General features: G+C 64.9%; 25 protein-coding genes. 13 read left to right on the top strand and 12 right to left on the bottom strand.

The features are described 5' to 3' along the window. Positions 1-19: 19 nt before the first annotated feature. The 4 genes from yidC to rpmH form a co-directional block, all read right to left on the bottom strand. Positions 20-1,729: a membrane protein insertase YidC gene (gene yidC, locus ACK4HJ_RS02560; RefSeq protein ID WP_409827442.1), complete on the bottom strand. Its 1,710-nt coding sequence runs from the start codon at positions 1,727-1,729 to the stop codon at positions 20-22. Further along, the gene (yidD, locus tag ACK4HJ_RS02555) at positions 1,726-2,022 is read right to left on the bottom strand and encodes a membrane protein insertion efficiency factor YidD (RefSeq protein ID WP_409828077.1); all 297 of its coding nucleotides are present in this window, start codon (positions 2,020-2,022) and stop codon (positions 1,726-1,728) included. Before yidD ends, yidC begins: the two co-directional genes overlap by 4 nt. Beyond that, a complete protein-coding gene (locus tag ACK4HJ_RS02550) occupies positions 2,022-2,522 on the bottom strand; it encodes a ribonuclease P protein component (protein WP_409827440.1) in 501 nt (166 codons plus the stop codon). Before ACK4HJ_RS02550 ends, yidD begins: the two co-directional genes overlap by 1 nt. A 71-nt stretch (positions 2,523-2,593) precedes the next feature. Next, a complete protein-coding gene (rpmH, locus tag ACK4HJ_RS02545; protein WP_005798102.1) occupies positions 2,594-2,728 on the bottom strand; it encodes a 50S ribosomal protein L34 in 135 nt (44 codons plus the stop codon). A gap of 385 nt (positions 2,729-3,113) precedes the next feature. Here rpmH and dnaA point away from each other — a divergent pair, with 385 nt between their 5' ends. From dnaA to ACK4HJ_RS02525, 4 genes are all read left to right on the top strand, one after another. After that, the gene (gene dnaA / locus ACK4HJ_RS02540; protein WP_409827438.1) at positions 3,114-4,538 is read left to right on the top strand and encodes a chromosomal replication initiator protein DnaA; all 1,425 of its coding nucleotides are present in this window, start codon (positions 3,114-3,116) and stop codon (positions 4,536-4,538) included. Between the two features lie 164 nt (positions 4,539-4,702). Next, positions 4,703-5,821, top strand: a complete 1,119-nt coding sequence (gene dnaN / locus ACK4HJ_RS02535) for a DNA polymerase III subunit beta (RefSeq protein ID WP_409827436.1) — start codon at positions 4,703-4,705, stop codon at positions 5,819-5,821. A gap of 176 nt (positions 5,822-5,997) precedes the next feature. Continuing rightward, positions 5,998-8,607, top strand: coding sequence for a DNA topoisomerase (ATP-hydrolyzing) subunit B (gene gyrB, locus ACK4HJ_RS02530; RefSeq protein ID WP_409827434.1), 2,610 nt, complete (start codon positions 5,998-6,000; stop codon positions 8,605-8,607). A gap of 181 nt (positions 8,608-8,788) precedes the next feature. Further along, positions 8,789-9,037: a hypothetical protein gene (locus ACK4HJ_RS02525; protein WP_409827432.1), complete on the top strand. Its 249-nt coding sequence runs from the start codon at positions 8,789-8,791 to the stop codon at positions 9,035-9,037. A gap of 295 nt (positions 9,038-9,332) precedes the next feature. On the opposite strand, the gene ACK4HJ_RS02520 is transcribed toward ACK4HJ_RS02525, so the two are convergent. After that, positions 9,333-9,512 (bottom strand): CsbD family protein, encoded by a 180-nt coding sequence (locus ACK4HJ_RS02520; protein WP_409827430.1) that lies wholly within the window; start codon positions 9,510-9,512, stop codon positions 9,333-9,335. Between the two features lie 184 nt (positions 9,513-9,696). After that, a complete protein-coding gene (locus tag ACK4HJ_RS02515; protein WP_409827428.1) occupies positions 9,697-9,918 on the bottom strand; it encodes a DUF3606 domain-containing protein in 222 nt (73 codons plus the stop codon). Positions 9,919-10,154: 236 nt separating this feature from the next. On the opposite strand from ACK4HJ_RS02515, the gene ACK4HJ_RS02510 reads away from it, so the two are divergent. After that, positions 10,155-10,568, top strand: coding sequence for a YkgJ family cysteine cluster protein (locus ACK4HJ_RS02510; RefSeq protein WP_409827426.1), 414 nt, complete (start codon positions 10,155-10,157; stop codon positions 10,566-10,568). A gap of 70 nt (positions 10,569-10,638) precedes the next feature. On the opposite strand, the gene ACK4HJ_RS02505 is transcribed toward ACK4HJ_RS02510, so the two are convergent. Continuing rightward, positions 10,639-11,124 (bottom strand): hypothetical protein, encoded by a 486-nt coding sequence (locus ACK4HJ_RS02505; protein ID WP_409827424.1) that lies wholly within the window; start codon positions 11,122-11,124, stop codon positions 10,639-10,641. Positions 11,125-11,394: 270 nt separating this feature from the next. On the opposite strand from ACK4HJ_RS02505, the gene ACK4HJ_RS02500 reads away from it, so the two are divergent. Next, positions 11,395-12,204 (top strand): DUF72 domain-containing protein, encoded by an 810-nt coding sequence (locus ACK4HJ_RS02500; RefSeq protein WP_409827422.1) that lies wholly within the window; start codon positions 11,395-11,397, stop codon positions 12,202-12,204. A gap of 183 nt (positions 12,205-12,387) precedes the next feature. On the opposite strand, the gene ACK4HJ_RS02495 is transcribed toward ACK4HJ_RS02500, so the two are convergent. After that, on the bottom strand, positions 12,388-12,699 hold the full coding sequence (locus ACK4HJ_RS02495) for an acylphosphatase (RefSeq protein WP_409827420.1): 312 nt from the start codon (positions 12,697-12,699) through the stop codon (positions 12,388-12,390). A 95-nt stretch (positions 12,700-12,794) separates the two neighbouring features. Here ACK4HJ_RS02495 and ACK4HJ_RS02490 point away from each other — a divergent pair, with 95 nt between their 5' ends. Together ACK4HJ_RS02490 and ACK4HJ_RS02485 are read left to right on the top strand one after the other, a co-directional pair. Beyond that, positions 12,795-13,070 (top strand): ATP-binding protein, encoded by a 276-nt coding sequence (locus ACK4HJ_RS02490; RefSeq protein WP_409827418.1) that lies wholly within the window; start codon positions 12,795-12,797, stop codon positions 13,068-13,070. Between the two features lie 136 nt (positions 13,071-13,206). Next, a complete protein-coding gene (locus ACK4HJ_RS02485; protein WP_409827416.1) occupies positions 13,207-13,644 on the top strand; it encodes an OsmC family protein in 438 nt (145 codons plus the stop codon). Positions 13,645-13,816: 172 nt separating this feature from the next. Here ACK4HJ_RS02485 and ACK4HJ_RS02480 read toward each other — a convergent pair whose 3' ends face one another. After that, positions 13,817-13,948 (bottom strand): hypothetical protein, encoded by a 132-nt coding sequence (locus tag ACK4HJ_RS02480; protein ID WP_409827414.1) that lies wholly within the window; start codon positions 13,946-13,948, stop codon positions 13,817-13,819. Positions 13,949-14,095: 147 nt separating this feature from the next. Here ACK4HJ_RS02480 and ACK4HJ_RS02475 point away from each other — a divergent pair, with 147 nt between their 5' ends. Next, positions 14,096-15,481: a homoserine dehydrogenase gene (locus ACK4HJ_RS02475; RefSeq protein WP_409827412.1), complete on the top strand. Its 1,386-nt coding sequence runs from the start codon at positions 14,096-14,098 to the stop codon at positions 15,479-15,481. 200 nt (positions 15,482-15,681) lie between these two features. Here ACK4HJ_RS02475 and ACK4HJ_RS02470 read toward each other — a convergent pair whose 3' ends face one another. Together ACK4HJ_RS02470 and ACK4HJ_RS02465 are read right to left on the bottom strand one after the other, a co-directional pair. Continuing rightward, positions 15,682-16,311, bottom strand: coding sequence for an FMN-binding negative transcriptional regulator (locus ACK4HJ_RS02470; protein ID WP_409827410.1), 630 nt, complete (start codon positions 16,309-16,311; stop codon positions 15,682-15,684). 1 nt (position 16,312) lies between these two features. Next, positions 16,313-16,792 (bottom strand): OsmC family protein, encoded by a 480-nt coding sequence (locus ACK4HJ_RS02465; protein WP_409827408.1) that lies wholly within the window; start codon positions 16,790-16,792, stop codon positions 16,313-16,315. A gap of 75 nt (positions 16,793-16,867) precedes the next feature. On the opposite strand from ACK4HJ_RS02465, the gene ACK4HJ_RS02460 reads away from it, so the two are divergent. After that, on the top strand, positions 16,868-18,331 hold the full coding sequence (locus tag ACK4HJ_RS02460) for a PLP-dependent aminotransferase family protein (protein WP_409827406.1): 1,464 nt from the start codon (positions 16,868-16,870) through the stop codon (positions 18,329-18,331). A gap of 1 nt (position 18,332) precedes the next feature. Here ACK4HJ_RS02460 and ACK4HJ_RS02455 read toward each other — a convergent pair whose 3' ends face one another. After that, positions 18,333-19,445 (bottom strand): MBL fold metallo-hydrolase, encoded by a 1,113-nt coding sequence (locus ACK4HJ_RS02455; protein ID WP_409827404.1) that lies wholly within the window; start codon positions 19,443-19,445, stop codon positions 18,333-18,335. Positions 19,446-19,592: 147 nt separating this feature from the next. On the opposite strand from ACK4HJ_RS02455, the gene ACK4HJ_RS02450 reads away from it, so the two are divergent. From ACK4HJ_RS02450 to ACK4HJ_RS02440, 3 genes are all read left to right on the top strand, one after another. After that, positions 19,593-20,267 carry a TetR/AcrR family transcriptional regulator gene (locus tag ACK4HJ_RS02450; protein WP_409827402.1) on the top strand — a complete coding sequence of 225 codons (675 nt, stop codon included), beginning with the start codon at positions 19,593-19,595 and terminating at the stop codon, positions 20,265-20,267. 45 nt (positions 20,268-20,312) lie between these two features. Further along, positions 20,313-20,840, top strand: coding sequence for a gamma carbonic anhydrase family protein (locus ACK4HJ_RS02445; protein ID WP_409827400.1), 528 nt, complete (start codon positions 20,313-20,315; stop codon positions 20,838-20,840). A gap of 344 nt (positions 20,841-21,184) precedes the next feature. Beyond that, positions 21,185-23,053: a B12-binding domain-containing radical SAM protein gene (locus ACK4HJ_RS02440; protein ID WP_409828075.1), complete on the top strand. Its 1,869-nt coding sequence runs from the start codon at positions 21,185-21,187 to the stop codon at positions 23,051-23,053. The last annotated feature ends 161 nt before the right edge of the window (positions 23,054-23,214 follow it).

Below are 23,214 nucleotides of genomic sequence, written 5' to 3'. Positions count from 1 at the left end.
CAGCGTTGCCGCTGTGCCATCACTTGAACTTCGGCAAGTTAAATTGCGGGGGCACGCCCATCCGGGTGTTGATGATCCACTGCTGCGCAATCGACAGGATGTTGTTCGTCAGCCAGTACAGCACCAGGCCGGCCGGGAAGAAGAAGAACATCACGCTGAAGATCAGCGGCATGAACCACATCATTTTGGCCTGCAGCGGATCGGGCGGCGCGGGGTTGAGTGCGGTCTGCAGCAGCGACGACAGCGTCATCAGCAGCGGCAGGATGAAGTACGGGTCGGGGGTGGAAAGGTCGTGGATCCAGCCGATCCAGGGCGCGTTGCGCATTTCCACGCTCGACAGCAGCACCCAGTACAGCGCGATGAACACGGGGATCTGGATCATGATGGGGAAGCAGCCCCCCATGGGGTTGACCTTTTCCTCGCGGTAGATGCGCATCATCTCCTGCTGCATCTGCTGCGGCTTGTCCTTCAGGCGCTCGCGCATCTCCATGATCTTGGGGTTGACCGACTTCATTTTGGCCATGCTGGCGTAGGCCTTGGCGTTGAGCCAGTAGAAAGCGATCTTCAGCAGCAGCACCAGCGCCACGATGGACCAGCCCCAGTTGTTCAACAGCTTGTGCAGCTGATCAAGCAGCCAGTAAAGGGGCTTGGACAAGATGGTGAGCCAGCCGTAGTCCTTTACCAGTTCCAGGTTGGGGTACAGCTTTTCCATCATGGTTTCGACCTGCGGGCCAGCGAACAGGCGGGCGTCCAGGGTCTTGCTCGCACCGGGCTCGATGCTGCCCAGCGGCGCCAGCATGCCTACCGAGTACAGGTTGGTGTCCACCTTGCGGGTGAACAACTCACGCTGCACGCCGTCGGCCAGCAGCCAGGCGCTGGCAAAGTAGTGCTGCACCATGGCCACGTAGCCATTGGTGCTGTCGCGCGGGATGTCGACCTTGCCGTTCTCGATGTCCTTGAACTCGATCTTCTGGTACTTCTTGGCGTCGGTGAAGACTGCGGGGCCGGTGAAGGTGGAATAGAACGACGATTCGCCTGGCGGCTTGTTGCCGTCGCGCACCAGTTGCAGGTACAGCTGGGGCGACACGGCGGCGCTGCCGGCGTTCACCACTTCGTGCTTCACGGCGATGTCGTAAGCACCTCGCTTGATGGTCCAGGTCTTGGCCAGCTTCAGGCCGCCCACCTCAGGCGATTCGAAACGGATGCTGATCTCGTCTTCGCCGTCCTTGAGCTCACGTGGGCCGGGCACGACCGTCATCATGGTCTTGTGCGTGGGGAAGGCGCCGCCGATCAGGCCTGTCTGCGCCACATAGACACGCTGAGCGCTTTCGTCCAGCAGCAGAAAGTTGCGGTTCTTGTCGGCCATGTCGGCGTGCTGCAGCAGTTCGGCATGCGTGAGCGAACCGCCTTCGCTGTCGAAGGTCAGGCGGTACAGGTCGGTCTTGACCTCCACACGTTCGCGAGCGGCAGGTGCGGCGGCAGGGGAGGGCTGGCCCGGCACGGAAGACGCGCCTTGTTGCGTAGCCGCAGCCACCGGGACGCTGGAGGCTGGCACGCTGGCAGAACCCGTGGCGGCAGACGCAGCGCCGGCCGGGGCCGGCGCGGTTGCCACCGGCGCGGTGGGGAAGAACGTGGCCTGTTTGCCGTTGTGCAGTTGCCACTTGTCCCACAGCAGAACCATGGAAAAGCCAAAAATCACCCACAGGATGGTGCGGCGAATGTCGTTCATGAAGACTTCTTTGGTGAGGATGGTTGGGTGGTGGAGGATTGTTGCAGCCGCGAAAAAAGCCTCATGCCGCGCGGCAGTTCTTGCGGGACCGGGTCATGGCCCCCATCGCACCAGGGGTGGCAGCGTACCAGCCTGCGCACCGTGAGATAGCTGCCCGCCGCAGCGCCATGGTGTTCCAGCGCCTGCAGGGAATACACCGAGCAGGTGGGCTCGAACCGGCACGCCGAGCCCAGCCAGGGGCTGAGCAGAAGGCGGTAGCCCTTGACCAGGCCGATCAGCAGACGCTGCATCATCATGGCGCCACCGCCGCAGCCGCCGCCAATTGTGGTGCAGCCACCTCGGGCGAAGCCGATCGGCGGGCCACGTGCCCGAACAGCTGGAGCAGCTCTGCACGCACGGCCTGCTTGAGCTGGTCGGACGTGGCGCTGACAAACTGCTTGCGGTCAAACGCGCAGCGCAGGCGCACCACATGGGCAGCCTGCGGAAGCCGGGACTCGAAGGTCGCGCCCACGGTGTAGATCTGCCGCTTGATGGTATTGCGCGTCACGGCGCGTCGCGCCCAGCGCTTGGGCACCATGGCGCCCAGCCAGACATCACGCACGGCAAACAGGGCCTGCGGCCCTTGCGCTGAAAGCAAGGAGCCGGGCCCTGTGGGTTCGACACTGGCGGGAGGGGCAGCGGGGCTGCCCTTGGCGCTCAGCACCAGACGGTGCAACGCAAAATGCGCGGTACGGGAGACGATGCCCCCCGCCATGGCGGCCTGAAACTGCGGACGGGTTTTCAGCCGTTGCATGCAGGCACCCCGTTTGGAACCTGACGGTACAAACCGGGGAGCAGGCCGTCAGTCAACCGAGCTGACCGGCTTTAGACGGCCAGGCGCTTGCGGCCCTTGGCGCGGCGTGCGTTGATGACGGCACGGCCGCCGCGGGTCTTCATGCGGACGAGGAAACCGTGGGTGCGCGCGCGGCGCGTCTTGGAAGGCTGATATGTACGTTTCATGGTGCTATTCCTTGAGGTTCAGTTCCGGACTGCTGCTTTTGAACCCCTGCCCCATCCCACTGGCAGGCCACTGTGGGCTGCATGCGAAAGGGCAGAAATAACGGCGCGCCGGGTCAAATCACCCTGAACACATTCAGGGAAACCCGCAATTATCGCAGGCTTGCACCCCGCTGGCAATGCCCCAACGTACGCGCCTGCCCCGCCGTGCGCAAAAGCCCAGGTCGCTACCCCAGGCTGGAAGAGGCGGCAGCAGTGCGGGGCCGGGCTGTGAGCCCCCGTGGAAACCCGCACAGACGGGCCGTGCGAAATTGTGGATAACTCCTTGACAAGCTACAATCCGCCGCCCAGCCCCGTTCCTCCTATCCACAACAAGAATTCCCCTGAAATGACCGAGGAACCCTCCCACAGCCCCCACCAATCTTCCGGTGCCGACGCCGGCCAGGGCCTGTGGCAAGCCTGCGTTGAGCAACTGGCGCAAGACCTGCCCGAGCAGCAGTTCAACACCTGGATCAAGCCCCTGGTGGCCCAGGTTGCCGAGGATTTTTCGAAGGTGACGCTGCTCGTGGGCAACCGCTTCAAGCTCGACTGGATCCGCGCGCAATACGCAGGGCGCATTGCCGCCCTGCTCGAAGGCCTATATGGCCAGCCGGTGACGCTGGAGTTAGCGCTTGCTCAGCGTGAATCCGTTGCGCGCACTTATGTCAGGCCCAGCGCCCCCGAGCCTTCCAGCCAGGCTGCGTCCACCGAAACAGCGCCCAGCAGCGGCGACGACGCGACCAACGGCGCATTTCGCAATCGCCTGAACGCTGCCCTCACCTTCGAAACCCTCGTGGAGGGCACGGCCAACCGCATGGCACGCTCTGCCGCCATGCATGTGGCGGGCATGCCCGGGCACCTGTACAACCCGCTGTTCATCTACGGCGGCGTGGGCCTGGGCAAGACCCACCTGGTGCACGCTGTGGGCAACCGCCTGCTGCAAGACCGGCCCGACGCCAAAGTTCTCTACATCCACGCCGAGCAGTTCGTGTCGGATGTGGTTAAGGCCTACCAGAGGCGCACCTTTGATGAATTCAAGGAGCGCTACCACTCGCTCGACCTGCTGCTGATCGACGACGTGCAGTTCTTCGCCAACAAGGACCGCACGCAGGAAGAATTTTTCAACGCGTTCGAGGCTCTGCTCGCCAAGAAGTCGCACATCGTGATGACGTCAGACACCTATCCGAAGGGCCTGGCCAACATCCACGAGCGGCTGGTGTCGCGTTTTGACTCGGGCCTGACGGTGGCGATTGAACCGCCCGAGCTGGAAATGCGCGTGGCCATTTTGATCAACAAGGCCCGCGTCGAAGGCACCGAGATGCCCGAGGAAGTCGCCTTCTTCGTCGCCAAGAACGTGCGCTCCAACGTGCGCGAGCTCGAAGGCGCGCTGCGCAAGATCCTGGCGTACTCGCGCTTCAACCAGAAAGAGATTTCGATCCAGCTCGCCCGCGAGGCGTTGCGCGACTTGCTGTCCATCCAGAACCGTCAGATTTCTGTGGAAAACATTCAGAAGACGGTGGCCGACTATTACAAGATCAAGGTTGCCGACATGTACAGCAAGAAGCGCCCAGCCAGCATTGCCCGCCCGCGCCAGATTGCGATGTACCTGGCCAAGGAGCTGACGCAAAAGAGCCTTCCGGAGATCGGAGAATTGTTCGGCGGACGCGACCACACCACCGTGCTGCATGCCGTGCGCAAGATCTCGGGCGAGCGCCAGCAGCTGACCGAGCTCAACCAGCAGCTGCACGTGCTTGAGCAGACCCTGAAAGGCTGAGCGCGTGCATTCGTTTCCCGCAACCGGTGTAAGAACTTGTTCGCTGCCCCCGCGAGGCGGCAAACACGTTCTTACAGGGCAAAATGGCGGGTTAGGCAGCAGGGGGAGGCACAACCCGTGCCGCTGTCCAAGCTCCGTTCCAAAAACCACAAGAGGTTGATGACATGATCGTCCTGAAGGCAACACAAGACAAGGTTCTCGCGGTTCTGCAGTCCGTGGCGGGCATCGTGGAGCGGCGCCACACGCTGCCCATCCTGGCCAATGTGCTGATCCGCAAGACGGGCAATGCGCTGCAGCTGACGACCAGCGACCTCGAAATCCAGATCCGCACCACGGCCGAACTGGGCGGCGACACCGGCGACTTCACCACCACGGTGGGTGCGCGCAAGCTCATCGACATCCTGCGCACCATGCCCGGCGACCAGACCGTGAGCCTGGAGTCGCAGGCATCCAAGCTGGTGCTCAAAGGTGGCAAAAGCCGCTTTACGTTGCAAAGCCTGCCGGCCGAAGACTTCCCGCTGGTGCAGGAATCCGCCGCTTTCGGCCCCGTGTTCGCCGTGCCCCAAAAGACGCTGAAGGACCTGCTGGGTCAGGTGTCGTTTGCGATGGCCGTGCAGGACATCCGCTACTACCTTAACGGCATCTTGTTCGTTGCCGAGGGCAAGACACTGAGCCTGGTGGCCACCGACGGCCACCGCCTGGCCTTTGCCAGCGCCACGCTGGATGTGGAAGTGCCCAAGCAGGAAGTCATCTTGCCGCGCAAGACCGTGATCGAGCTGCAGCGCCTGCTGAGTGACGCGGGCGGCGAGAACCAGCCCCACATCGAGATGCAGTTTGCCAACAACCAGGCCAAGTTCACCTTTGGCGGCATGGAGTTCGTCACCAAACTGGTCGAGGGGAAGTTCCCCGACTACAACCGCGTGATCCCCAAGAACCACAAGAACAGCGTCACCCTGGGCCGCGCGCCGCTGCTGGCCAGCCTGCAGCGCACCGCCATCATGACCAGCGACAAGTTCAAGGGCGTGCGCCTGAACATCGAGCCTGGCACCCTGCGCGTGGCGTCCAACAACGCCGAACAGGAAGAAGCCGTGGACGAACTCGACATCGACTACGGTGGCGACACCATAGAGATCGGCTTCAACGTGACCTACCTCATCGACGCCCTGGCCAACATGGGCCAGGACATGGTGAAGGTGGAGCTTTCGGACGGCAACAGCTCTGCGCTGCTGACCATCCCCGATAACGACAGCTTCAAGTATGTGGTGATGCCCATGCGCATCTGAGGCAGCCCGCCCGCCTGAGTGCCTGTATGCACGCTTGCCTGAAACACCTCAGCACAGCTGCCCGCACCTACTATCGTATTGATAGCTGCTAGCGCTTACTGGATAAGCGCCAAAGCCCAATTTGACTCATATAGACACATTGGAAACCCCAGTTTCCACGGATTCCAAGGCCCACCATGACCGCTGACAACAACCTGCCCGAGCAAGAACCTACTGGCACGGGTGAGCCTGCTCCCACCACCAAGATCGATACCAACCAGGCCGGCGCCAGCGAGAGCTACGGCGAAGGCGCCATCACCATCCTGGAAGGCCTGGAGGCCGTGCGCAAGCGCCCCGGCATGTACATCGGGGATACCAGCGACGGCACCGGCCTGCACCATCTGGTGTTCGAGGTGGTCGACAACTCCATCGACGAAGCACTGGCCGGCCACTGCGACGACATCGTCGTCACCATTCACACCGACAACTCCATCAGCGTCACCGACAACGGCCGTGGCATCCCCACCGGCGTGAAGATGGACGACAAGCACGAGCCCAAGCGCAGTGCCGCCGAAATTGCCCTGACCGAGCTGCACGCGGGCGGCAAGTTCAACCAGAACAGCTACAAGGTGTCCGGCGGCCTGCACGGCGTGGGCGTGAGCTGCGTGAACGCGCTGTCCAAGATGCTGCGCCTGACCGTGCGCCGCGAAGGCAAGGTGCATGCGCTGGAGTTCAGCAAGGGCGTGGTGCAAAACCGCATCGTGCAGACGGTGGACGGCGTCGAGGTCTCTCCCATGCAGGTGCTGGACGACACCGACAAGCGCGGCACCGAAGTGCACTTTTTGCCCGACACCGAAATCTTCAAAGAGAACAACGAGTTTCACTACGAGATTTTGGCCAAGCGCCTGCGTGAGCTGTCCTTCCTGAACAACGGCGTGCGCATCCGCCTCAAAGACGAACGCAGCGGCAAGGAAGATGACTTCTCCGGCGCCGGCGGCGTGCGCGGCTTTGTTGAGTTCATCAACAAGGGCAAGACCGTGCTGCACCCCACCTCGTTCTACGCCGCAGGCGAGCGCCCTGCCGAGAGCTACGGCGGCATCCCCGGCACGCACATCGGCGTGGAAGTGGCCATGCAGTGGAACAGCGCCTACACCGAGCAAGTGCTTTGCTTTACCAACAACATTCCCCAGCGTGACGGCGGCACCCACCTGACCGGCCTGCGCGCCGCGATGACCCGCGTCATCAACAAGTACATCGAAGAGAACGAGCTGGCCAAGAAGGCCAAGGTCGAAGTCACCGGCGACGACATGCGCGAAGGCCTGTGCTGCGTGCTGAGCGTGAAGGTGCCCGAGCCCAAGTTCAGCAGCCAGACCAAGGACAAGCTGGTGTCGAGCGAAGTGCGCGCGCCGGTCGAAGACATCGTGGGCAAGCTGCTGACCGACTACCTGCAAGAAAAACCCAACGACGCCAAGATCATCTGCGGCAAGATCGTGGAAGCCGCCCGCGCCCGCGAAGCCGCCCGCAAGGCCCGCGAAATGACGCGCCGCAAGGGCGTGCTCGACGGCATGGGCCTGCCCGGCAAACTGGCCGACTGCCAGGAAAAAGACCCGTCGCTGTGCGAGATCTACATCGTAGAGGGTGACTCCGCCGGCGGCTCTGCCAAGCAGGGCCGCGACCGCAAATTCCAGGCCATCCTGCCACTGCGCGGCAAGATCCTGAACGTGGAAAAAGCCCGCTACGAAAAGCTGCTGACCAGCAACGAAATCCTGACGCTGATCACGGCCCTGGGTACCGGCATCGGCAAGGCGGGCGGCACCACCGGGGGCGATGACTTCGACGTAGCCAAGCTGCGCTACCACCGCATCATCATCATGACAGACGCCGACGTGGACGGCGCCCACATCCGCACCCTGCTGCTCACCTTCTTCTACCGCCAGATGCCCGAGCTGGTCGAACGCGGCCACATCTACATCGCCCAGCCGCCGCTGTACAAGGTGAAGGCGGGCAAGGAAGAGCTGTACCTGAAGGACGGCCCCGCGCTCGACGGCTTCTTGCTGCGCATTGCGCTCAACCACGCGAGCGTGAGCACCGGTGGCGCCAACCCACAGGTGCTGACCGGCGACACCTTGGCCGAGCTGGCACGCAAGCACCAGGTGGCCGAGAGCGTGATCGACCGCCTCTCCAACTTCATGGACGCCGAAGCCCTGCGCGCTATTGCCGACGGCGTGGGCCTGAAGCTCGACACCGTGGCCGACGCCGAAGCCAGCGCCGTGCAGCTGCAGGCCAAGCTGCGCGAGCTGAACACGAACGGCATCCCTGCCGAAGTGGCCGGCGAATTCGACGTGCGCACCGACAAGCCCATCCTGCGCATCAGCCGCCGCCACCACGGCAACATCAAGAGCAGCGTGCTCACGCAAGACTTTGTGCACGGCGCCGACTACGCCGCCCTGGCCGAAGCGGCCGACACCTTCCGTGGCCTGCTGGGCGAGGGCGCCAAGGCGATGCGCGGCGAAGGCGACAAGCAGAAGGAAGAAAAAGTCAGCGACTTCCGCCAGGCCATGAAGTGGCTCATCAGCGAAGCCGAACGCACCACCAGCCGCCAGCGCTACAAGGGGCTGGGTGAGATGAACCCCGAGCAGCTGTGGGAAACAACGATGGACCCGAATGTGCGGCGTTTGTTGCGCGTGCAGATCGACGATGCGATCGAGGCGGATCGCGTGTTCACGATGCTGATGGGCGATGAGGTGGAGCCACGCCGGGATTTCATTGAAACCAACGCTTTGCGCGCTGGGAATATTGACGTTTGAGGGAATTACTCACCATGAAAATCGAAAACGCCATTTTCGATTTTCATGGTGTTTGATAGCACGAGCAGCATGTTGATTGAACGCCGCCAACTCGTTGACTAGTTCGCTCGGCTGATTTCAGCCTTTCGCGCAGTGTAGTTGGTGGGCCCGAGGCAAGTAGGCAAGACCACACTGGCGCGGCGTGGCCAGCCCCCAGTATTTCGATCTGGAAGACCCCATCTCACGCCAGCGGCTGGCCGATCCTATGACCACGCTGGCGGGCCTGCAAGGACTGGTGGTAGTTGCCGAGGTCCAGCACATGCCCGCCTTGCCCGAGACGCTGCGGGTGCTGATGGACCGCTCCGGTCACATGCGCCAGGACGGCCAATACGCAGCGATGCGCCAAAGCTCACACAGAGCGAGAGCGTGCGCATCGCGCCGGGGGACCTGAACCTCGACGTGCTGTATGTGGTCTACCCTGGCCCGCACCGGTATCCGTTGACACACCAAGTAGAGGCAGTGCCTTTGACCGCGCTACTGGCGTAGGCGCATTGGGCCGACACTCAAAACCCTACTAGCCGGTCTCAACCGGTAGAGCACTGACAGATCCCTGCTGCGCATCGATCGTTACCACTCAGCCAGCATCAATATCACCGATAAGCCGCTACCGGCACCTTCCATAAATACAGAAGCCCCAGGCACATGCCTGAGGCTTTCGTTCTCGACAGCGCGATCACTGGAGAAAGTTACTTGGTCGCGTCTTTGATGTCTTCCTTGGCATTACCGTAGTTCTTCTGAACATTGCCTTCCACCTGCTTGGCAGCGCCCTTCACCTGGTGCTCCGGGCTGTTAAATACCTCGCCGGCTTTTTGTTGAACCTTGCCTGCGGCTTCTTTTGCAGCGCCCTTGACTTGATCGGTGTTCATATGAGGTCCTTTCGGTTGTTTCGCGTGAAGAGCACTATTGCTCTGCATGACTCCTAAGCTAATCACTCTGCGCTGGGGCGAACGCCGGTCGACGGCTAAGACTGGCGTCGGTTGCGGCTGACACACACCTGATGGCAGGTTTCCAACCGAACCGTTTTAAGAACCGGGCGTCACGCGTTCCCGTTTACTCCGCGCGGTCTGCTCCCGCTTGTTCAATGCGGTCCTTGTTTGTGGTACTCCGGGTGCCTTTCAGATGCATCTCGACGTCCGCCGCCTTGTCGCCCACTTGGGCCACAGCGTCTTTGAGTTGCTCTTCAGTGGTGTCGAGCTCGCTCGTCCACCGGGCAAGCGACTCAGAATCCCGAACGTTGATGCGGTCTGTTTGTTGTTGTGCAGATGTAGTCATGAAGACGCCCTTGTTGGTTTGGGTTACGAGAGTCGGCGTCCGGGCAGCTCCCGAGCGTCGAAAACTGATGCTAGCCAACGGTTCTCAGCGCTTGTGTAGGCCGATCATCTGGCGGGGTGTCGTCCGATCGGCGTTGACACCGGCGGAGACAGAGGCTGAGCCGTGAACTCACCAACCTGTGGGCGCGAGGACCTTCCGTGCGGGCCACTCGTCGGCACAGGCACAATCACCTCCCCATGCGCTCCCCCATCGCCATCGTTGACGTAGACCGCCTCGACACCTGGACCCGCTACCGCGCTGGCCTGTGCGACACCTGCGCGGCCAACTGCTGCACCATGCCGCTGGAAGTGCAGCTCTCCGACCTGGTGCGGCTCGAACTGGTGGACCCGTTCGAGGCCGAGCACGAGGAAATCCGCCACATTGCCAAGCGGCTGCAGAAGGCGCGGCTGATTGATCACTTCAACCACAAGAACGCCATCTTCACGATGGCGCGGCGGGCAAGTGGGGACTGCAACTTTCTCGACCCCAAGACGCGGCTGTGCACGGTGTATGACAAGCGGCCCGAGACCTGCCGCCTACACCCGCACAAGAAGAGCCCCAAGCCGGGGTACTGCGCCTATGGGACGCGAGAGCTGCAACGCCGGGGCTGACACATTGACATCGTCCAGGCCGCGCTGTGCGGCGCTGCTTAGCACCAAGCAGTGTGTGGGTCAGCGCCCATCATTCCTGCTTGGTCTGCTTCCAGATGCGGTCTGCGCGCTCCCACGCGGCTTTGGCGGCGGGCTCTGCATCCATCCAATTCAGACGGCTCGCTTGGCGCTCGGTGTCCCAGCGTTGTTGCAAATGGGTGCGGGCATCGTTCCAGTCGGCGCGGCCGTCGATGACGCTCTGGTAGCCGGCGCGGTAGGCGGGGGCGTAGTCGTCAAAGGTGTAGGCGTCGGAGTAGTAGGGCTCTTTGTGATAGGCAGCGCGCCAGTGGGCGTCTTCGGCCGTGGGGTTGACGGCCTCGGCGGCGCCCTTGCCGGCCAAGCCGCCGACTACAGCGCCCACCACGGCGCCCACGGCCGTGCCGATGGGGCCGCCGACCGAGCCCGCTGCAGCGCCGGTAACAGCGCCACCCGCTGCGCCAATGCCGGTACCGATGGGGTGGGCGCCAGGCGCCTGGGTGATAGGGTCGGGGTTGAGGTCGCGGGTGGGCTGCGTCATGGCGTGTCTCCTGAAATAAATGGGTGAATGGGCGAGTAACCAAAGGTCGGCCGGACTTGGCGTTGGGTTTGTCGCCGCAGTGTGACGATGGTTGCTACAACACGGGCCGCGCGGTGTAGGCCAACGGCGGGCACCTGCGACAGTGCGCCGCGTGACGAGTCACCAGTTACAAAGCGCGGGCAGGGTGGACAACACGGTCTGAAAGAGCAACGCAGCGGGGGGCCGGACTTGTTAAAGTGGCTGCCCCGTGGATGCAACACAGAGGCCGCCGTGGAAACAGCCGCAGAACCCCTCAGCAGCAGCGATAGCAACACCCGCAACACCAACCCGCGCATCCGCGTCGGCATCGGCGGCTGGACGTTTGAGCCCTGGCGCGACAACTTCTACCCCGCCGGCCTGGCCCACAGCAAAGAGCTGCACTACGCCAGCCGCCAGCTCACGGCCATCGAGGTCAACGGCACCTACTACAGCACCTTCAAGCCCGCCACCTTTGCCAAGTGGCACAACGAGACGCCCGAGGGCTTCATGTTCTCCCTCAAGGCCAACCGCTTTGCCACGCACCGGCGCGTGCTGGCGGAGGCAGGCGATTCGATCGCGCGGTTTGTCGACAGTGGCATCTCGGAGCTGAAGGACAAGCTCGGGCCCATCGTGTGGCAGTTCATGCCGACCAAGGTGTTTGAGGCCGGTGATTTCGAGGCCTTTTTGGCACTGCTGCCGCGCGAGGTGGGCGGCCTGCGCCTGCGCCATGCGCTGGACGTGCGCCACCCGAGTTTTGTAACGCCGGAGTTTGTGGCGCTGGCTCGCCAGTACGGCTGTGTGCCGGTGTGCACGGACTCCGACAAGTTTCCCGCCATTGCGGATGCCGAGGCGGACTTTGCCTACCTGCGGCTCATGCGCAGCCAGAGCGATGTCGCTACGGGCTACAAGCCCGCGGCGATTGCGCACTGGGCCGAGGGTGTGCGCACCTGGACCGCTGGCGAGCGGGCCCGCGATGTGTTTGTGTACTTCATCAACGGTGCCAAGGAGCGCGCACCTGCAGGTGCGATGGAGCTGCTGAGGCAACTGGGTCTGCGCACCTAGTGTCCCGAGTTAGAGGTTCGTTGAAAAACCGAAGATGTCGAAATCGTTGTCAGGCAAGGCGCAAACCACAGCGATAGCAGTAGCTATCGCGAGGATTTACAACGCAGCATGGCTGCGATTTTCGACATCTTCATGAAACGAACTTCTCACTCGGGACACTAGCCCACTGCGGCAGCGGGGCTGCTATACCGCCTCGCGCTGCGAAAAATCGCGCGGTGCTTCGCCACCATCGGGCACGTTGCCCACCACCACGCGCTCCACACGCGCATGCTCGGGCCCCTGGTGCGCCCAGTCGACGAGCGCTGCCACCGCCGCCTCGGTGCCCCAGGCGCAGGCTTCGACACGGCCGTCGCGCCGGTTGCGCACCCAGCCCGTCACGCCCAGGCGCCCGGCGGCCTGCACCATGGACCACCGGTAGCCCACGCCCTGCACCTGGCCGGTGATGAGGAGGTGGCGGGTAACGAGGGCGGGCGGGGAAGGGGTAGCAGCAGTCATGGCGGCACTGTAGCGTGGAGCGCGCGGGCGCCGCGCACGCCCCGCCTTGTGGCGCCCGCCCCGCCACGGCACACTGCTGCACAACCGCTCCTGCCATGACTGCCCGCACCCCCAAGGCCCTGCCCGCCATCGACCCCCAGCGCTGCACTGGCTGTGGCTGGTGTGTGGCGGTGTGCGCGCCGCATGTGCTGTCGCTGCAGGTGCAGCGCCCCGATGGTGGTGCCGGAGATGCGGGGACATGGGGGCCCAAGCGCTCCACCCTGCACGACGCGCAGGCATGCACCGGCTGCGCGCTGTGTTTGGTGCGCTGCCCGTTCGGCGCCATCTCCATGGTGCGGGTACCGCCACCCAGGGAGCAGGCTGCGCAATAGCGGCTTTGTCCCACAGCGGGTGGCCACGCAACGTGATGAGATGGCGGGCTGTGCGGCGCGCGTTCTGCACGGTCTGCGCGGGCGCCGCCGCTGTGCCCCTCCCCCCTCACCATCCACCCGTACAAGGAGAACCCCCATGTCCGAAAAAACAGCCAGCGTTCACTGGGTTGGCGCCGGCAAAGCCGGCCAAGGCCAGATCAGCACCGAAACCGGCGCGCTGGACAAGTACCCCTATGGCTTTGCCAGCCGCTTTGGTGACGACCGCAAGGGCACCAACCCCGAGGAGATCGTGGGCGCGGCACATGCGGCCTGCTTCACCATGGCGTTTTCGTTTGCGGCAGACAAGGCGGGTATCAAGACGGACACCATCGACACCACGGCCGCCGTGCGCCTGGCCAAAGACGGCGATGGTTTTGTCATCGACCGGATTGCGCTCACCCTGCGGGCCAAGGTGCCGGGCATGGACGATGCCGCTTTTCAAAAGCTGGCGGCCGATGCCAAGGCCAACTGCCCGCTGTCGAAAGCGCTGGCCGCCGTGCCGGAGATCACGCTGACCGCCACGCTGGTGGAGTGACGGAGCGCAAAACTTCACGCCAAAATAGTGCCTAGCGCTTGCTGGCAAAGCGCTGAAAGCTATTAAATCAATAGCTTATGAACCATCGCCGAGGGCGCGCTGCAGCTTACCCCTGCGGCGGTGCGCCCACAGCAACGCGCTGCGCGGCTTGACGGCCCCTCCACCGCCTGCGCTACACTGCGCCCTTCATGTCGTACGCTTCCCTCCCCATCAACAACGCACGCGCCACTGCCGTCCAAGGCATGGGCATGATGATGCGCGCGTTGTTCACGCGGGCGATGGGTGCACGAATGATTACCACCATTACCACCGCGGCCACCTGAGCACGCGCAGGTGGCCGTTTCGGCAGCCACCTGGTAATCGTTCTCTCTTCTCCCCAAGACGAATTGACTGAAACCCAGCTCTGGCAGCTGGGTTTTTTTGTTTGTTCGTTCGTTAGCCGGAGAAGTCCATGTACCGCGATCCCGTCCAGTCCCTTGTTGAGGCCCCGTTGCTGCCGTCGTCCGCCACGGCCATGCGCCCCCTGCGCGTGGGCATGATCGGGATTGGCACCGTGGGCGCAGGCACCTTCCGTGTGCTGGCGCGCAACCAGGCGCTGATTGCCGCCCGTGCGGGCCGGGGCATCAAGCTGGTGGTGGTGTGCGCCCGCAGCCTGGCCCGCGCCATGGGCGTGGTGGGCAAGGACGTGGCGCTGACCAACGACCCGATGCAGGTCGCCACGCACCCCGAGGTGGATGTGCTGGTGGAGGCCGCCGGCGGCACCGGCCCCGCACGCGACTGGGTGCTGGCCGCCATCCGTGCGGGCAAGCATGTGGTCACCGCCAACAAGGCGCTGCTGGCCGAGCATGGCAACGAGATCTTTGCCGCCGCGCGCCAGCACGGCGTGGCCGTGGCGTACGAAGGCGCTGTGGCCGTGAGCATCCCCATCGTGAAGGCGCTGCGCGAGGGCCTCACGGCCAACCGCATCGAGTGGGTGGCGGGCATCATCAACGGCACCACCAACTTCATCCTGAGCAAGATGGAGGGTGAAGGCGTGGGCTTTGCCGAAGCGCTGGCGCAGGCCCAGGCGCTGGGCTATGCCGAGGCCGACCCGGCGTTTGACATCGAGGGCATCGACGCCGCGCACAAGATCACATTGCTGGCGGCCAACGCATTCGGTATGCCGGTGCGCTTTGCCGATGCGCAGGTGGAGGGCATCACCGCGCTGCAGGGCCTGGACGTGGCCTGCGCCGAGCAGCTGGGCTTTCGCATCAAGCTGCTGGGCGTAGCGCGGCGCCGGGAGGGTGAAGGCGTGGAGCTGCGCGTGCAGCCCGCGCTGGTGCCCGCTACGCATTTGCTGGCGCATGTGAACGGGTCGATGAACGCCGTGATGGTTAAAGGCGATGCCTCGGGCGTGACGATGTACTACGGCGCGGGCGCGGGGTCGGAGCAAACTGCGTCGGCCGTGATTGCCGACCTGGTGGACGTGGCGCGGCTCGATGGCACGCACGCGGGCCAGCGCGTGCCGCACCTGGGCTTTCACGCCCATGCGGTCAACGAAGACCTGGCCGTGCTGCCGCGCGCCGCCGTGTTCACGCGGCATTACCTGCGTGTGCCCGTACACAGCGCGCAGCAGATCGAGGCCGTTGGCGCCTGGCTGGCTGCGCAGCAGGTGCCGGTGGCGCGCATGGAGCTGGCCTGCGAAAAGTCGCTGACCGCCCACGCCGGGCCACAGGTGCTGGTGCTGACCGACGCGGTGACGCAGGCCACGGTGGACCTGACGGCGCATGCGCTGGCCGAGCACCCGGCGGTGGCGGGGCCGGTGGTGGCGCTGCGGGTGGAGACGCTGGAGGGGTGATGCGGAAGTCGCTGCACGGGCCTACCAGCCCGTAGGCCGGGTTAGTGCAGCGTAACCCGACACCACCGCCACGTTCCCGCCCAACGTCGGGTTACGCCCTGGCGGGCTAACCCGACCTACATTCCGAGGCCAAAATCGGCTCAATGGCTTATACAGCAAGCGCAAGAAGCTATGCTAAAGATAGCAAACGGCACTTCGCACTACTGCGGCATCCGCACCAGCGCCGCCATGTCCGCAGCCGCCGGTGTGCCCTCCGCCAACAAGCCCTGCACCACGCCGGCGCGATCGGTGTCGGTGCGGTTCTGGCTCACCTTCCAGATGCCCTCCCAGCGCTCCACCGCCAGCTCGATGCCCACGATGGCGCGCAGCAGCTTGTCGATGTAGTCCGGCGGCGCGTCGTCGATGCGCCAGGGGTCGGCGCGGTGAGCCTCGTGCTGCTCGCTCAGGGTGTGCAGGATGCCGCGCAGGCGCACCGGGTCGTCGAACGCGCTTAAAGCACCGTGGGCGTGCACGGTGGCGTAGTTCCAGGTGGGCACCTGCTTGCCGTCGATGGCCTTGGATGGATACCACAAGGGCGACACATAGGCCTGCGGGCCATGGAACACCGCCACCGCCTGCTGGGGCAGCAGTGGCCACAGCGCGTTGGCGCGGGCCACGTGGCCGATGAGCCTGCCCTGCGTGCCGCGCGTTGGGTCCAGGTACAGCGGGATGTGATTGACGTGCAGCGCGCCTTCGTGCGCAATGACCAGCGTGGCCAAAGGCTGGGCACGGACAAGGGCCTGTTGGGCCCCGGCATCGGCCATCTGAAACTGCCGGTTGGGGTTGGCCATGTCAGCCCCCTTCCACTTCCAGCACCGGGGCGCAGTCGATCTGCGTCTTGACCGAGTTGGCCAGAAAACACGCTGCGTGGGCGCGATGGTGCAGCTCGTCCAGCTGGGCAGCGCTGGGCGCGTGCGCCGCGTCAAAGCGCGTGACGGGCCTCAGCTGCACATGGGTGACCACCACTTGGCCCTCTGCGTTCTTGGCCATGGTGCCCACGGCCGGGTCGGCATAGTGGTTGAGCCGATAGCCCGCGCGGCTGGCAAAGTCCATGAACCACAGCATGTGGCAGCTCGACAGCGCGGCGACATAGGCTTCTTCCGGGTCCACCGCCGCCGCGTCGGAGTACGGCAGCGGCACCACGTGGGGCGACGAAGACGCAGCCACGGTGGCGCCGCCGTCAAACCGCCAGGTGTGGGCACGGTGGTAGCGTTTGTCCAGAAAGTCGTCGGTGCCACGGGACCAGGTGACGGTGGCGGTGTGTTCGGCCATGAGGGTCTTTCGTCCGGGGTTTCTAAAATGGTTCTTCAGTTTATGGCTTCATCACCACAACCAAGGGGCCAATTCATGCCAGTTGCCGGAGCCAATTCACACACCACATCGACCCCGGATGGGCGGCTGGGCCAGCTGCGCCAGCAGGTGTACGAGCAGCTGCGCAGCGCCATCGAGCAGGGCCGGCTGCCTGCGGGCACGCGCCTGCCGCCTTCGCGCGAGCACGCGGCCAGCCTGGGCGTGGCGCGCAACACCGTGCTGTGGGCCGTGCAGCGCTTGCAGGCCGAGGGCTATGTGGAGGGGCGGGTGGGCGACGGCACCTATGTCTCGCAGGCCGCAGCCGCGCCACCCGCGCCGGGCCTGGTGGCACCGCCACGCGGCCTGTCGCGGCGCGGGCAGCTCATTGCCGAGACGGCCGCGCGCTGGCGGCCGCCGCATGTGGCGGCGCGGGCGTTTCGCATTGGCGCACCCGAGGTGGACACCTTTCCCTTTGCGCTGTGGGACCGACTGGCGCGCCAGGCCACGGCCGCGCAGCGCAGCGCCCGCGCGCAATACCTGGACCCTGCGGGCGACCCTGACTTGCGCCAGGCCATTGCGCTGTGGCTGTGGGCATCACGCGGCATCCGCTGCGATGCGGCGCAGGTGGTGGTGTGCTCGGGCTCGCAGCAAGGTATCGACCTGATCGCGCGGCTGCTGCTGGACGCGGGCGACGAGGTGCTGGTGGAAGACCCGGGCTACCCCGGCATCCGCACCAGCCTGCTGGGCCACGGTGCGCTGGCGCGGCCGGTGGCGCTGGATGCGCAGGGACTATGCATCGACGAGGGCGCGGCCCAGTGGCCCCGCGCATGCATGGCCGTGGTCACGCCCACGCACCAGTTCCCGACCGGCGTGCGCATGGGCCTGGCGCGGCGGCAGGCCCTGCTGCAGTGGGCGCGCACGAACGACGCCTGGGTGGTGGAAGACGACTACGACGGCGAATTCCAGTACGGCAGCGCATCGCAACGCGTGCCGGCGCTGTGCAGCCTGCCGGGCTCGGAGCGGGTGCTGTATGTGGGCACCTTCAGCAAGACCTTGCACCCCGGCCTGCGCCTGGGCTTTGTGGTGGTGCCGCCCGCGCTGGTCGAGGCCTTTGCCATGGCCCGCGCCATCACCGACCGGCATGCACCGGGCGATACGCAGGCCGTGCTGGCGCGCTTCATTGCCGAAGGCCATTTGCTGCGCCATCTGCGGCAGATGCGCGAGCTGTACCCGGCGCGCCAGCGGGTGCTGATGGACGCGCTGGCAGATGCCAGCGACGGCGCCTGGCAACTGCAGCCTAGCGACCGGGGCATGCACTTGCTGTACGAAGCCGCACCGGGCAGCGATGACGAGACCTTGAGCCGCCGGGCGCTCACGGCCGGGGTGATGCTGGCGCCACTGTCGCGCTACGCAATGCAGTCACAGCGGCGGGGCTGGCTGCTGGGGTATGCGGGCTATGGCGAGGCGGAAATCCGTGCCGCAGCGCGCGTGGTGGGCGGGCTCACGCGCAGATTGCGATGAATCAATAAGCCCCAGGCTCCGCGGCCAGCGCAGCGCTACGGTCCGCCGACTTTGAAGCCACAACCTGCGGTTCCACCTTGCGCCACCAGTGCGCGGACAGCGCAGGCGCGCGGATGTCGAGCCGCTCGCCCATGATGGGCGCCACCAGCGGCACCTGCGCTGCCGCCGCGAGGGCGGTGATGCGCTCGAACGGCTCCACCCACGGGTGCAGCGACAGGTCGAACGTGCCGTTGTGGATGGGGAACAGATGGCGCCCCTGCACGTCCAGATGGGCCTGCAGGCTCTCCTCGGGGTGCATGTGGATGTCGGGCCAGTCGGCGTTGTAGGCGCCCGTTTCGATCAGGGTCAGATCGAACGGGCCGAACCGCTCACCAATGGCCTTGAAGCCGTCGAAGTAGCCCGTATCGCCGCTGAAGAAAATGCGCGTCTGCTCGTCGCCGTGCCCAGCGATCAACACCCATGACGCCCACAGCGTGCTGTTGCCGTCTTGCAAACCCCGGCCCGAGAAATGCTGTGCTGGCGTGGCCACCAGCTGCAGCCCACCGATGGTGGTGGCCTGCCACCAGTCAAACTGCTGCACCTTGGCCGCTGGCACACCCCAGCCGATGAGCCGGTCGCCCACGCCCAACGGCGTGATGAAGTGCTCCACCTTGGGCGCGAGCTTCTGGATGGCGGCGTAGTCCAGGTGGTCGTAGTGGTCGTGCGACAGGATCACGCCGGTGATGGGCGGCAGCTCGTCAATCGTGATGGGCGGCGCGTGAAAGCGCTTGGGGCCCAGGAACTGGAACGGCGAGGCGCGCTCGGAAAACACCGGGTCGGTCAGCCAGAACTTGCCGTTGATCTTGAAGAGCAGGGTGGAATGCCCCAGGCGCCACAGGCTCAGGTCGGGCGCGGCCAGCAGGTCCGACCGCATCACCGCGTACACCGGCACGGGCTGGCGCGGCACCGAGTCGTCGGGCTTGCCGGTGGCAAAGCGCCACATCACCTGCAGCGTCTTGAGGGCGCCCAGCGCGTGGCGGGGTGCCGCGTTGCGAAACTTGCCGCGCACGAACTGGGGCGACTGTTCATATGCCGCCGCCGACGGAGCGGCACGGGAGAAGATGCTGTGGGCCATGGCGATGAGGATCAGGTTGAACACAACCGCACAACGCGGGCGGCGGCGATGCATCTCAGGGTGGCGCACGGGTGGCCTTCTGAAAAGTGCACTGCACAGTGTAGTTCACTTTTCCAAAAAGTAAACTGCCGGGTGTAAAATTTACGGATGCCCCCCGCCCCGCCACCCGCCCGCCTGACCGACCGCAAGCGCGATGCCATCGTGCAGGCCGCCGTCGCCGAGTTCCGCGAACACGGCTTCAACGGCACCAGCATGGACCGCGTTGCAGCGGCTGCTGACGTGTCCAAACGCACGGTGTACAACCACTTCCCAAGCAAGGAAGAGCTGTTCGAAGCCATCCTGGAACAGCTGTGGGATCGCAGCCAGTCCCTGGAAGATCCCGCCTACGACGCCGCGCGCCCGCTGCGCGTGCAGTTGCTGCAGGTGCTGGAGCAGAAGATGCAGCTGCTCAACGATGCAAGCTTCATCGACCTGTCGCGTGTGGCCATGGCCGAGATCATGCGCAGCCCCGAGCGCGCCCAGGCCATGGCCGAGCGGCTGGCCGAAAAGGACGACGGCCTGCCCCGGTGGATGCGCGCCGCGCAGAAAGACGGCCGGCTGCGCCCCAATGCCGACGCACAACGGGCGGCGCACCAGTTGCACGGCTTGGTCAAGGCATTTGCCTTTTGGCCGCAGGTGGCCATGGGCCGCCCGGCGCTGGCTGTGGCCCAGCAGCAGAAAGTGCTGGCGGACGCGGTGGACATGTTCCTTGCCTACTACGCAGTGGAGGCCGTCCCCCCGGCCGCAGAAGCCGCGCGCCCCGCCACCAAGAGAAAGCGCTGAGCCACGCACTGACTCCCCCATCCAGCTACCCAGCATCACTCCATCATGCCCATCGCCCCCTATCTCGACACCCAGCCCACGCTGGGGACCGGCGTCTACCTCCACGCATCCGCCCAGGTCATTGGCGACGTCACCCTGGGGCCAGACAGCTCGGTGTGGTGCAACGCCGTGCTGCGCGGCGATGTGAACCGCATCACCGTAGGTGCCTGCAGCAACGTCCAGGACCTGACGATGGGCCATGTGTCGCACCGCAACGCCAGCAAGCCCGAAGGCTCGCCGCTCGTCATCGGCGACTACGTCACGGTAGGCCACTCGGTCATCCTGCACGGTTGCCGGATCGGCAATGAATGCCTCATTGGCATGGGCTCCATCGTGATGGATGACGCCATCATCGAAGACCGCGTGATGCTGGGCGCGGGCAGTCTGGTCTCGCCCGGCAAGGTGCTGGAAAGCGGCTACCTCTACATCGGCCGCCCCGCGGTGCGCCAGCGCGCACTGACCGAGGCCGAGATTGCTTACCTCAAGTATTCGGCCGAGCACTATGTGCGGGTGAAGAACAACTACCAGGGATGACCTGCATCACTCCCTGCGGTCTGTGATAGCGCGGTCTCAGGCAGTCCGCTGCGTTGCTTTTCTTGCCAATAGCCCGCTATTGGCTGCAAAAAGACGCCTTGCGGCCTGTCCTGATCCGCACTACCACCGACTCGCGAGGGTGATGCAGGACATCCCAAGCGGCACACCCCACGCGGCTGCGGAGCCCCCGGCGCCCCCCGCCCACCAGGGATAAAGCAGGGCCGGGATAATTGGGGGTTCCACGACCCCTGCGGCGGCACCGCATCGCCCCATTGCCTGTGTCCACCATGTCTGCCGTCGCCCCCGCCTCACCCGCCCAGCGCGTCCTCTCCGTCATCCCCCCGATGACGCAGCTGAACACGCCGTATCCCTCCACCGCCTACCTCACGGGCTTTCTGCGCTCGCGCGGCGTGACGGCGTTCCAGGAAGACCTGGCATTGGCGCTGGTGCTGCGCTTGCTCTCGCCCGAAGGTCTGAAAGTTGTGACCGCCAAAGTGGACGCACTGCCCGCCAAAAAGCAGAGCCCCGCCGTTCAAAGTTTTGCGGCGCAAAAGGACCGCTACCTCGCCACCATCGGCCCCGCCATTGCCTTCTTGCAAGGCCGCGACAGCACGCTGGCCCACCGCATCGTGGGCCGCAACTACCTGCCCGAGGGGCCGCGTTTTGCCACGCTGGATGTGTACGTGGATGACGAGGGCGGCGACCCGCTGGGCTGGGCCTTTGGCGCTTTAGGCCTGACCGACAAGGCCAAGCACCTGGCCACGCTGTACCTGAACGACCTGGCCGATGTGCTGCGCGACGCGGTGGACGAGCGCTTTGAGTTTGTGCGTTATGCCGAATCGCTGGCGGGCAGCCAGCCCACGTTTGACCCGCTGGCCAACGCGCTGGCCGCGCCGCACACGCTGGTCGATGAGCTGCTGGAGCAGCTCACGCACGAAGCCATCGCCAAACACCAGCCCACCGTGGTGCTGCTGTCCGTGCCGTTCCCCGGGTCCGTCTACGCGGCGTTCCGCATCGCCCAGGCCATCAAGGCACGCTACCCACACATCGCCACTGTGCTCGGCGGCGGCTTTGTGAACACCGAACTGCGCGAACTGGCCGACCCGCGTGTGTTTGACCACTTCGACTACGTGACGCTGGACGCGGGCGAACGCCCGCTGCTGGCGCTGCTGGAACACCTGCGCGGCGAACGCGGCCGCCAGCGCCTGGTGCGCACGTTCGTGCGCGGTGAGGATGGCTCGGTGCAGTACATCAACATGATGGAAGCCGACATCGCCTTTGCCGAGGTGGGAACACCCACCTGGGACGGCCTGCCGCTGGACCGCTACCTGTCGCTGCTGGACATGCTCAACCCCATGCACCGCCTGTGGAGCGATGGGCGCTGGAACAAGCTCACCGTGGCACACGGCTGCTACTGGAAGAAGTGCAGCTTCTGCGACGTGAGCCTGGACTACATCAGCCGCTACGAGGGCGCCAGCGCCGCCGTGCTGGCCGACCGCATCGAAGCCATCGTGCGTGAGACGGGGCAGACGGGTTTTCACTTTGTGGACGAAGCGGCACCGCCCAAGGCTCTCAAGGCCCTGGCCACCGAGCTGATTGCGCGCAACGCAGGCATCAGCTGGTGGGGCAACGTGCGGTTTGAAAAAACCTTTACCCCCGACCTTGCCGAGCTGCTGGCCGACAGCGGCTGCATCGCCATCTCCGGCGGGCTGGAGGTCGCTTCCGACCGGCTGCTCAGCCTGATGAAAAAGGGCGTGTCCGTAGACCAAGTGGCCCGCGTGACCAAGGCCTTCACCGACGCAGGCATCCTGGTGCATGCATACCTGATGTACGGCTTTCCCACCCAGACGGTGCAGGACACGGTGGACGCGCTCGAATACGTGCGCCAGCTGTTTGCCAACGGCTGCATCCAGAGCGGCTTCTTCCACCGCTTTGCCTGCACCGTGCATTCACCCGTGGGCAAGAACCCCGAGGAATACGGCGTGACCCTGGCGCCGCTGCCGCCGGGCGACTTCGCCAAGAACGACGTGGCCTTCATCGACCCCACGGGCGTGGACCACGACGCGCTGGGCGCGGGCCTGAAGAAGGCCATCTACAACTACATGCACGGCATCGGGCTGGAAGAGGACGTGCGCATGTGGTTCCCGTTCAAGGTACCCAAGACGACGGTTCGGCGTGACCGGATCGAGCGGGCGCTGCGGGAGCGAAGCTAGCGCAACGATGCTTTCAAAACGTCACACGGTTTTCGCTCTTCTAAGGACCCTCTTCACGAATCCCCTGCGTCATGTGCCGACGAATGCTTGAAGCCGAGACAATAGGCACATGAAGCAAAGCAGCCTGGGCCTGAGCAACACCACCAAGCGCACGCGCAAGC

The sequence above is a fragment of the Acidovorax sp. genome (assembly GCF_046294525.1).
Taxonomy (GTDB): Bacteria; Pseudomonadota; Gammaproteobacteria; order Burkholderiales; family Burkholderiaceae_C; genus Acidovorax.
The sequence above is the reverse complement of the archived record's forward strand: the minus strand, read 5'-3'. Positions and strand labels throughout refer to the sequence as shown.

Bases quoted from the DNA above. Each gene is read 5' to 3' on its own strand.
- ACK4HJ_RS02440 (WP_409828075.1), top strand. From the start codon at position 21,185: ATGACGCAGCTGAACACGCCGTATCCCTCCACCGCCTACCTCACGGGC.
- ACK4HJ_RS02455 (WP_409827404.1), bottom strand. From the start codon at position 19,445: ATGGCCCACAGCATCTTCTCCCGTGCCGCTCCGTCGGCGGCGGCATAT.
- ACK4HJ_RS02510 (WP_409827426.1), top strand. From the start codon at position 10,155: ATGCGCTCCCCCATCGCCATCGTTGACGTAGACCGCCTCGACACCTGG.
- ACK4HJ_RS02515 (WP_409827428.1), bottom strand. From the start codon at position 9,918: ATGACTACATCTGCACAACAACAAACAGACCGCATCAACGTTCGGGAT.
- ACK4HJ_RS02495 (WP_409827420.1), bottom strand. From the start codon at position 12,699: ATGACTGCTGCTACCCCTTCCCCGCCCGCCCTCGTTACCCGCCACCTC.
- dnaA (WP_409827438.1), top strand. From the start codon at position 3,114: ATGACCGAGGAACCCTCCCACAGCCCCCACCAATCTTCCGGTGCCGAC.
- ACK4HJ_RS02460 (WP_409827406.1), top strand. From the start codon at position 16,868: ATGCCAGTTGCCGGAGCCAATTCACACACCACATCGACCCCGGATGGG.
- ACK4HJ_RS02445 (WP_409827400.1), top strand. From the start codon at position 20,313: ATGCCCATCGCCCCCTATCTCGACACCCAGCCCACGCTGGGGACCGGC.
- ACK4HJ_RS02520 (WP_409827430.1), bottom strand. From the start codon at position 9,512: ATGAACACCGATCAAGTCAAGGGCGCTGCAAAAGAAGCCGCAGGCAAG.
- dnaN (WP_409827436.1), top strand. From the start codon at position 4,703: ATGATCGTCCTGAAGGCAACACAAGACAAGGTTCTCGCGGTTCTGCAG.
- ACK4HJ_RS02465 (WP_409827408.1), bottom strand. From the start codon at position 16,792: ATGGCCGAACACACCGCCACCGTCACCTGGTCCCGTGGCACCGACGAC.
- yidC (WP_409827442.1), bottom strand. From the start codon at position 1,729: ATGAACGACATTCGCCGCACCATCCTGTGGGTGATTTTTGGCTTTTCC.
- ACK4HJ_RS02450 (WP_409827402.1), top strand. From the start codon at position 19,593: ATGCCCCCCGCCCCGCCACCCGCCCGCCTGACCGACCGCAAGCGCGAT.
- yidD (WP_409828077.1), bottom strand. From the start codon at position 2,022: ATGATGCAGCGTCTGCTGATCGGCCTGGTCAAGGGCTACCGCCTTCTG.
- ACK4HJ_RS02475 (WP_409827412.1), top strand. From the start codon at position 14,096: ATGTACCGCGATCCCGTCCAGTCCCTTGTTGAGGCCCCGTTGCTGCCG.
- ACK4HJ_RS02480 (WP_409827414.1), bottom strand. From the start codon at position 13,948: ATGGTGGTAATCATTCGTGCACCCATCGCCCGCGTGAACAACGCGCGC.
- gyrB (WP_409827434.1), top strand. From the start codon at position 5,998: ATGACCGCTGACAACAACCTGCCCGAGCAAGAACCTACTGGCACGGGT.
- ACK4HJ_RS02485 (WP_409827416.1), top strand. From the start codon at position 13,207: ATGTCCGAAAAAACAGCCAGCGTTCACTGGGTTGGCGCCGGCAAAGCC.
- ACK4HJ_RS02490 (WP_409827418.1), top strand. From the start codon at position 12,795: ATGACTGCCCGCACCCCCAAGGCCCTGCCCGCCATCGACCCCCAGCGC.
- ACK4HJ_RS02470 (WP_409827410.1), bottom strand. From the start codon at position 16,311: ATGGCCAACCCCAACCGGCAGTTTCAGATGGCCGATGCCGGGGCCCAA.
- ACK4HJ_RS02505 (WP_409827424.1), bottom strand. From the start codon at position 11,124: ATGACGCAGCCCACCCGCGACCTCAACCCCGACCCTATCACCCAGGCG.
- rpmH (WP_005798102.1), bottom strand. From the start codon at position 2,728: ATGAAACGTACATATCAGCCTTCCAAGACGCGCCGCGCGCGCACCCAC.
- ACK4HJ_RS02550 (WP_409827440.1), bottom strand. From the start codon at position 2,522: ATGCAACGGCTGAAAACCCGTCCGCAGTTTCAGGCCGCCATGGCGGGG.